The sequence below is a fragment of the Sulfitobacter sp. 1A13679 genome, assembly GCF_043557115.1.
Classification (GTDB): Bacteria; Pseudomonadota; Alphaproteobacteria; order Rhodobacterales; family Rhodobacteraceae; genus Sulfitobacter; species Sulfitobacter faviae.
This window is the reverse complement of the sequence record NZ_JBIFFO010000044.1, coordinates 1-6506: the sequence shown is the minus strand read 5'-3', so window position 1 is coordinate 6506 and position 6506 is coordinate 1. Positions and strand designations below refer to the sequence as shown.

Genomic DNA, 6506 nt, shown 5'->3' with positions numbered 1-6506 from the left:
CTTCGCCTTGAACTCTGCCGAATAGCGTTTCCGTTTGGTCATTTCTGTGCGTTCTTCCTCAGGCGCTACAGCTTAACACCTGGTCCGAAATCCCGCGACCACCTCTGGGCGATATGGTCATCCTTTTCAAAACCTTAACGACGGGTCGCGGGGCGTACTGGGCGCTAATCTTGCGGGCCGTTTTGCTGGCTAATGGGTGAAAGTTCCGATCTATGCACATGTCGCGCAATTTGAGATAGGGTTCACCTGGTCTCGGTCCCCGCGGCTTCCGACGGATCGGCTCCGGTTGATTCAGAAAGGCTATTCACGATCATCTGGCGGGGGAAATGGCTGATTGGCGTGGGAGGCCTTACCGCGTTGTTGATAGGGGAGCGGGTCAGCAGTATCGCTGCAACACTACTTTTCGGTGCTTTCAAATGCCATTCCGGGGCATTTGTCGATCGAGCATCAAATGTATGGAAGCGCAATTAAAGGTAACAGTCAATTCTCAGTCTACCACCAGCCCAAATACTGAAAATCAGACGCAGATTTCGATACTAAAAAAGCCAATCGCGATCTAATAGTCTCCACCCGTCACCGGGGCCAGCCGGGGATCAGTTCCTGCGGGAGAAACCTCAGGGAGTTTAATATCGACGTCAGGAACCAAACTCGCCTTCTTCTTGCTCTCGGCGGAAACATCTGCTCCCCCTGGTAGGGATAAGCTTTCGATAGAACCGTCTTCGTTGGCGGGTTCGCTGATCGCATTGCCCATTTTCTGATAAATTTCGGTTTCATCGGTCCCTGCTTCAGGAGGTGCGAGAGACTCGCGTGCATTTTGTTCGGTGTTGATACGCAATTCTTGTATCGCTTTAGTCAACCCCTTGACCGAAATAGGAATCGCAAATTCCCGGCCTTGCCCCGGCAAGAATGGCGCAACCGAAATTGCTTCAGCTGCGAGCAGTAAATCTATAAAGGCATCGGTCGCGGATATTTCAACAAGACACCCCTGCTGCGTACACCGATTAATCGTAAAGGTTTCCTCGATATCATCGACGCGCAGTTTCATGCCGCTCTTGATATCTATTCCGAGCGGAAGGGCGATTTGTAGACGTACCGTATCATAGCTTGGGAACGCGGCCGTTACAACGGCGGCAATCCGTTGGCCGTTGCCTACGGCTACTCTTTGATACAGTTGACAAGTAGTCATTGAAGCGGTTCGTGCGGGATCAAAGCACTCAATCACCCAATCTTCAAATTGTTTTTTGGATATCGGCTCAGGATAATACAACGTCTGAGATTCTGCGGGAAAAGAAGGAAGAAGCATAGAGATAGAAGCTAGTACCCCTATCGCAGATTTGGTGGCTTTATCCATCATCCGCATAGCTCACTATTACCCATTCATCGCACCGCGGCGCATCGCCGTATAGGGATTTATTCTTGAGAGAGCTTCCGACCCGGCTGCCGGGTCCGCGAATTGCCAAAGATTCTTAAGTTCTCCTTCCTTAATCATCTCGAAAACCGCAAGCTCAATAGCTTGACGGACAGCTAATCCAACGGGCTCGTTTCGAGAAAACCCCGTTTCAAACTCAAGTATACGATCCGTCGAGACGAACTTGAAGACCCCTGCTTGAACGAGCGCTGAATAGACAATCTTATTAGTCGTGACTGACGTTAGCACTTCTCCTGTTGCGACACTCACTGCGCGCAAAGCAACTGAGACCTCGTCGCGCCGATACTCGACGGTTTCCCCTATTCCGAGCATTCTCGCGCCGATACCGGAGGTTTGAACATTGCTATCATAATTTACAATGCCGCCTTTTAACAGAATGCCAGCGAAGCGGATCGGAGGGAGCAGCGACCGCTTCGCACCTCGAAATTGTGTGTTAGTTTGGTCAATCAGGCTCCGCTCGGACAACAAGCTCTGAACTTCGGTTCGCTCCACAACATTGAACCAACTATCGTTACCGACCTCCGTCAGGATGTCGACCAAAACCGCTGCGTTACCTTGACCAACTGCCTTGGAGAAACTAGAGAAATTTTCGTTTTCTCTTTGCTGCCCGGTCAGGTCCTCGAAAGAATAGACGGCGACATCAATGCGTTCGCTAGGTGGCGGAAGTGTTAGGAGCGCCAGTCCAGTCTGCGTGCGCTGTTGAATCGTTGGAGACACCACATCTGGATCGGCGAGCCCCCCCACGCGAGAGCAAGCGCTAACAAGACCCAATGCTGCGATCAACAGAAGCTTGCGACCTACGAAAAATTTAGTCTGCATAGCATCTATTCTCATTAATTTGAGGGAAGTGAAAGTGACATTGCAGCTTGGGTATCCTCACTGCTATTGTCACCGCCGCCTAAGCCGCCGAGATCAATCGAGATAGGAGGGAAGGTGATCTGCGGAACGCCACCACCACCCCCGTCAGCGCCACCGCTGGCCACGAATTCATTCTGTGCGTCGGCGAGACTAAAGAGATACCCGAAGAGGTTAGGGTCACCTCCAAGACCGGGAGACTGAAATTGGAAGACAAAATTCTGAGCAAATGCAGCAGAGTTGGTGCAAATCGCGCCGAATGCGATCAGAGAAAGGGCAAGAGCTTTAGGGTTTTTTGATCGCATTTAATCCTCCTTAGTTCAGACGGATCACAGTTCCAGGGGGCGCATTCCGAATGATGATGCCGCCACTGTATTCAGTACCCGCCTGACCGTAAACAACTTTTGTCTTTATCGAATCTACAAGTCCTACGGCTACTTCGAGTTGTGCCCCGATCTGAGCCGTGGAGACAGTGTTCTCCTTTCCACCAAAAATACCCACTACAGAGAAATTCTGTTGCCCTAACTGCACTTGCGATATGTCGCTTTCCGGCGACTCATCGATTATAGCGTATGCCTTATTCTGCCCCCCCTGTTGCAGCGTTGCAACGTTTGACCCTGGGCTACGCGTGATAAAGGTATTGGCAAAGTTCAGCGACCCGCCTTGCAAAATCACACTGTTGCTTCCCACCGAGATGGTTTCTGCGTTGATTGGCGCGCTAGTTGTAATGGATGGGGTGGCGATTAACAAAGGCTGCTGCAAGCGGGTTGAAGCCGCTCCAGAGGTTATTATCTGCTCAAGAGAAAAATTCTCCACTTGGAAGTCGAGATTCTGCGCAGACGCCGCTTGGCTCAATACTGTCAATGTATAAACTGTGATCGCTATTATCTTCCGCATGGGAACGCCCTCCGCATTCTGTTCGGTTCTATAGTAGCAAGCTTCACGATCTCGCGCTGCAGGTAAATTCACCTTTGTTGGTTGATAGCCGCATCTGCGCCACAAGCTTGCTTCTCCCGGTAACCGATAGAACCATCCTCGCGGGTACAACCTGACTCTGACCGCGAGCTAGCCGATAGCGGCCCACTTGAGAGGTGACCGAGCGATTTCCGTTGTCCGTGCGATAAATTTGCAGCTTGTAAGCTCCGGATGAGCCCGGGGCATCTGAAACGATAGCCTTAATGGTAACTAACGCTTTATGGGCGTTAAGCGCGATGGAGCATTCTGGATCGCTCGCAACCGCCATGGCCGGAAGAACAATGGCCAAAACTGAACTGTATACTCGAAGCATAGCAAGTTCTCCTGCTTAAAAACGAGAACGGAGGGCGGCAATGCCGCCCACCGCAAATTTGTTCCGAACGCTATCAGACTAGAGCGAGTTCTGGTAGTTAACCGCTGTGTTGTTATTTCCGCTTTGCACAATGGCATTGGCGTTAGAATTGCCCACCTGCAAGCTAGCCGCAGCGTTCCCGTTGCCGCCGTTCGTAAAGCTACCGCCCACGCTCAGCCCAAGGCCGGCTACAGTCTCGGTGAAGGTCGGTCCGCTCTGCGTTGCTCCTTCGAACGGTTGCACACTAATCGAGTCAGAACCGCCCTGCGAGATGAATGAACCGTTATCATTCCCTAGCTGCAATGAGGCCGCGGTGTTGTCTGAACCGTTCTGCAGAACCGCAATGCTGTTGTTGTCGCCTTGCTGGGCCATCGCCAAAGCATTGTTTGTACCCCCATACTGATAACCGATGGCTTGGTTGTTGTTGCCAAACGCCGCTGCAGCAGCAGCGTGGTCCGTGGCTTCTTGGAGAAGAGCGGTCTTGTTGCCGTCCCCGGACTGAGCGATCGCTGCTTCGTTGGCGTCGCCAGACTGACTTGTCCAAGCTTGGTTATTGTCTCCAACCTGAACTGTCGCAGTTTCCTGGAAGTTGCCTACTTGCGTATTAAAGGATACGTTGTCATTGCCTACTTGGAATTGGACAGCAGCGTTCTCGGATTGGGACGGAGCGCCAGCGTCGCTCACCCCGCCGAAAAACCCGTCACGAGCCTCAGCTTCGGCCCCGATGGCGTCACCAACCTCTGCCCGGGCGATACCGTAACCAACAAGCCCAATGTTCACATCAAGAGCTGCCAAAGCTGACTCGCCCGTCAATGTTGCTGCGGCTTCGTCAGTGGCGGTATTGAAGAGAGCCGACGTTGTGCTGCTGCTATTTGCGTTGCTATTGGGTGCTGCATCGACTACAGCCTGAGCAGAAGCGACACCGGCGAATGCGACCAAGGCCGCGGTGGAAAGAAATAACGTTTTCATAATAGTCCCCTTGTTGGTCAATTTTACCTTGCTTAGGTGGAACAAACTTACGGAAGGTGGGTCGCCTTCGGCTATTCCAGTCATGGACTATGAGAGGACTGATTTGTCATTGGAACAAACTAGGCTCAGCTAGCAGTTAGTAGTTATATGGTCACATACAGGCATTAACTTGAGTGGATTTAGAGCAAGGACATCAACTACCTACACAAGCTCTTTCTATTTTTAAGCGAGCGTGGCACGCTTACGTTAGTGGACCAAGATAAACGAGGTTGGCATGCACCGCTCCGCAATCCCAATTATACTACCCTTATTGTTATTTCCGTTTGGCAATCTTGCGATGGCAGATGATCGGACCTCGGTCGTCCAGGCTGGCCCGCGCCTTCTGACGTCGAGAATCGAACAGCTTTCAAGAACCGCTCGCCAACCGGTACTTCGTGCGCCTGACCAATTTGCACAGTCAAATCGGCGAGCGGTGCAAGGCCCTACAACGAGACAGGCTGCGCCAACCTCGGTACGGGTAATACGAGATTTGATATTAGATTTCGGCATGTTATCGGAAGATATTCCTATCTTCTTGCCGACTGTTGGAAGCGGCGTTCGTGTCGTAGCGCGTTAACATTCTTGACTTTGCCATATTTTTGAGCGATTTTCCCTCGTAGCCATCTGCCATTATTGATGGCGTAATTTTTTGTATGTTTACTTATTTTTCATACTGAACGTTCTGGGGGGAATGTGATGCATGATGGTGTAAAATTAAAATATACGCGTATAGCAGTTTTCGCTAATAGCTCTCTAGATCGTTTAGCTATAGAACGGCTATGCACTGGCGAAGGCGGTAAAATTTCCGCGTCAAGGCTCTTTTCGCCTGATTGCGCAAGCTCGGTTTATCGCAGGCGCGAGGAAATTGATCTTGTTATTGTTAGCATCGAAGCGATCGATGCTTTGCAACTGAAATGCCTTTCCATGATAATTTCAATTTTCGACAAAGCGCCGATCGTAGTTTTTTCGGCTGACGTCGATAACCTCGGAGCTTTTACAAGGTTCAACAGATCGATTAAAGCGGTTATCCCGAATACTGTTGATCCTGATACTGCTAGAGCGTTGCTAAAGGTTGCCCTTTTAGGCTACTCTATTCGGATTAATGATCAACTATTTGCGATCGCACAGCCATATATCTCGCACGATGATATAGGAAAGTTGACACCACGTGAGCGCGAGGTTGCCAGAAAAGTTGGTGAGGGACTGGTGAATAAAGATATCGCACGGCAGCTCTCTATCTCTCTGAACACTGTAAACGTACATCTTCAGGCTATTCGCCGAAAGCTCGGTTTAAAAAATCGAACGGCTGCAGCATTAGCGCTTTCTCAATCAAATTTTGCGGTCGAGCCCAAACTAACCACTGCTCTCCCCCCTACTAAAAACCTCTACCGATCTAAGAGCCAAGATGAGCGCGGCTCAACAAGTATGCGTCCAATCATTCAGTAACCTACTTTTGAACAACGCCTTAATTCCGAACACCGTCAAATCTTCGACAGAGATGTGCTAGCCGCGCTTAGGCTCAGGACCCGTTGATTAGGCTTAGTCATGTTGTTGACGCGCCCCAACTGCACGCATAGCCATCTGTCATGATCAGCCAAGCTTCACAGCCTCGTCTGAAGGGCTCCTGGTTCCCTCGGTCCATTATCTCTTATGCCGTCTGGGCGTACCATCGGTTTGGCCTGAGCCTGCGCGATGTCGAGGACCTATTGGCCGAACGGGACGTAATAGTCTCTGACCTGCCCCCGGCGAAATCCCTCACCATGATGTAGAGTCTGCCCAACAGAGGTGGTCGCGGGATTTCGAACCAGGGGTTAAGCTGTAGCGCCTGAGGAAGAACGCACAGAAATGACCAAACGGAAACGCTATTCGGCAGAGTTCAAGGCGAAG

At 51.0% G+C, this 6506-nt stretch carries 7 protein-coding genes and 1 pseudogene; 2 read left to right on the top strand and 6 right to left on the bottom strand.

Annotated features, from left to right (window positions below; translation table 11 throughout):
• Positions 1-556: 556 nt before the first annotated feature.
• The 6 genes from ACGYLA_RS19220 to ACGYLA_RS19195 form a co-directional block, all read right to left on the bottom strand.
• Positions 557-1354, bottom strand: coding sequence for an invasion associated locus B family protein (locus ACGYLA_RS19220; protein WP_271694117.1), 798 nt, complete (start codon positions 1352-1354; stop codon positions 557-559).
• 15 nt (positions 1355-1369) lie between these two features.
• Positions 1370-2248, bottom strand: coding sequence for a CsgG/HfaB family protein (locus ACGYLA_RS19215; RefSeq protein WP_271694116.1), 879 nt, complete (start codon positions 2246-2248; stop codon positions 1370-1372).
• 14 nt (positions 2249-2262) lie between these two features.
• Positions 2263-2589, bottom strand: a complete 327-nt coding sequence (locus ACGYLA_RS19210) for a curli assembly protein CsgF (protein ID WP_271694115.1) — start codon at positions 2587-2589, stop codon at positions 2263-2265.
• Positions 2590-2599: 10 nt separating this feature from the next.
• Entirely contained in the window at positions 2600-3181 is a 582-nt protein-coding gene (locus ACGYLA_RS19205; RefSeq protein ID WP_394434577.1) for a hypothetical protein, read from the bottom strand.
• Positions 3182-3224: 43 nt separating this feature from the next.
• Positions 3225-3527, bottom strand: a complete 303-nt coding sequence (gene csgH / locus ACGYLA_RS19200; RefSeq protein WP_394434580.1) for a curli-like amyloid fiber formation chaperone CsgH — start codon at positions 3525-3527, stop codon at positions 3225-3227.
• 123 nt (positions 3528-3650) lie between these two features.
• A complete protein-coding gene (locus ACGYLA_RS19195) occupies positions 3651-4580 on the bottom strand; it encodes a hypothetical protein (protein WP_271694113.1) in 930 nt (309 codons plus the stop codon).
• A gap of 735 nt (positions 4581-5315) precedes the next feature.
• Here ACGYLA_RS19195 and ACGYLA_RS19190 point away from each other — a divergent pair.
• Together ACGYLA_RS19190 and ACGYLA_RS19185 are read left to right on the top strand one after the other, a co-directional pair.
• Positions 5316-6065, top strand: coding sequence for a response regulator transcription factor (locus tag ACGYLA_RS19190; protein WP_271694112.1), 750 nt, complete (start codon positions 5316-5318; stop codon positions 6063-6065).
• 140 nt (positions 6066-6205) lie between these two features.
• Positions 6206-6352 (top strand): annotated as a pseudogene (locus ACGYLA_RS19185) (IS6 family transposase); the annotation flags it as partial.
• Positions 6353-6506: the final 154 nt, after the last annotated feature.

What these genes read in the sequence shown, in the direction of transcription:
- ACGYLA_RS19215 (WP_271694116.1), bottom strand. Translation starts at nt 2,248, where the DNA reads ATGCAGACTAAATTTTTCGTAGGTCGCAAGCTTCTGTTGATCGCAGCA.
- csgH (WP_394434580.1), bottom strand. Translation starts at nt 3,527, where the DNA reads ATGGCGGTTGCGAGCGATCCAGAATGCTCCATCGCGCTTAACGCCCAT.
- ACGYLA_RS19195 (WP_271694113.1), bottom strand. Translation starts at nt 4,580, where the DNA reads ATGAAAACGTTATTTCTTTCCACCGCGGCCTTGGTCGCATTCGCCGGT.
- ACGYLA_RS19210 (WP_271694115.1), bottom strand. Translation starts at nt 2,589, where the DNA reads ATGCGATCAAAAAACCCTAAAGCTCTTGCCCTTTCTCTGATCGCATTC.
- ACGYLA_RS19205 (WP_394434577.1), bottom strand. Translation starts at nt 3,181, where the DNA reads ATGCGGAAGATAATAGCGATCACAGTTTATACATTGACAGTATTGAGC.
- ACGYLA_RS19190 (WP_271694112.1), top strand. Translation starts at nt 5,316, where the DNA reads ATGCATGATGGTGTAAAATTAAAATATACGCGTATAGCAGTTTTCGCT.
- ACGYLA_RS19220 (WP_271694117.1), bottom strand. Translation starts at nt 1,354, where the DNA reads ATGATGGATAAAGCCACCAAATCTGCGATAGGGGTACTAGCTTCTATC.